Consider the following 1190-nt stretch of genomic DNA (forward strand, 5'->3'; position numbering starts at 1 on the left):
TCTAAAAAGTCTTATGATTACACGTAAAAGATACAAAAAAAGGAGCAGAAAACTTTTAGCTTCTACTCCTTTTAATTAATAATTATTCTTGAAAAAGAATTTTGAAAAGACTTTTTCAGTGCCCTCTACAATTGTGTAGGCTTTCTTTTTGAGGCATCAAGATTAAACGGGTCTTTAGTGTTATTACAGGCGTTAAACACTTTATATTGATATTCTCGCATCTCATCTAACGTTATCTCACCTGCAAGGCACTTCTTAATAGCTTCCTGATATTCTGCCTCAGCTCTGACAATTGCTGGGTCCCTTTCATATAATGATTGGGTATAAATATATTTCTCGCTCATAATAAAATTTTAGAATTCAAAATTATATAAATACCACCATATGATTAATAGAATCAATGTCCTAAATTGTAACATAATCAGAGTTTAAACGCCATTTAACCAACGTTTAAACTAAACTTAACAGCTTCACCAGACAACAGCTGTTTTGTACTGTCGATATTATTATCGTACACATGCACATTACCAAGAAATAATGTAATACTTTTCAATTGCACATCGATTTTCTTTGAAATCAGGTATAAATGATAGATGTCTGATGGCAAACCAAGGTTTGCATCAGAACTACGCTGATACGCGCTAATTATCAACTTACTGTTAGTGATTTGAAATTGAATCAAACTTAAGCAAGGCTGTTGGTTACTTTCTGTGTTGTTAGAACCAAGGAATAATACATAATTCTTTGATGATCGTTTCTCCTGGTTAATCTTTTCAATAAGCTTTGGTAGCTGTTCGAAGTACGTTGGATAGCTATTGACCAAAATAGGACCGCAATAATCCCACCACGAAACGCCAATCTCTCTATAAGCTTCTGTTGAACGTTCACCGGCCATAAACAACTGTAGCTCATCTTTTAATTTCTTTTTAGCTACAGCGTGACCCTCAAACAGTTCAAGTAAGTCAATTGGTTTTAATTCTAAAGCCTGGTTTAGTAAAAAAGTGTTTGAGCCTTTTTTATTCTGTTGTACTTTACCTTTTACAAGGATTTTGTTAAGCATTTGATGATACTTATTCATAATTCGATTTTTGATTGATGATTGATTATATTATATTTGTCCTTCCTACGATAATTTATAACACAACAAAGCCACAGCAAGAAGACTTATGTCCTCCAACGCTGTGGCTTTG

General features: G+C 33.3%; 2 protein-coding genes. Both read right to left on the minus strand.

Going from position 1 to position 1190, the window contains the following annotated elements:
• Positions 1-125: 125 nt before the first annotated feature.
• Positions 126-344 carry a hypothetical protein gene (locus J3495_RS18960; protein ID WP_210668543.1) on the minus strand — a complete coding sequence of 73 codons (219 nt, stop codon included), beginning with the start codon at positions 342-344 and terminating at the stop codon, positions 126-128.
• Between the two features lie 95 nt (positions 345-439).
• Complete coding sequence (locus J3495_RS18965; RefSeq protein ID WP_210668545.1) at positions 440-1078, minus strand: thymidylate synthase; 639 nt, start codon at positions 1076-1078, stop codon at positions 440-442.
• Positions 1079-1190: the final 112 nt, after the last annotated feature.

The sequence above is a fragment of the Flavobacterium geliluteum genome (assembly GCF_017948595.1).
GTDB classification, from domain to species: Bacteria; Bacteroidota; Bacteroidia; order Flavobacteriales; family Flavobacteriaceae; genus Flavobacterium; species Flavobacterium flavipigmentatum.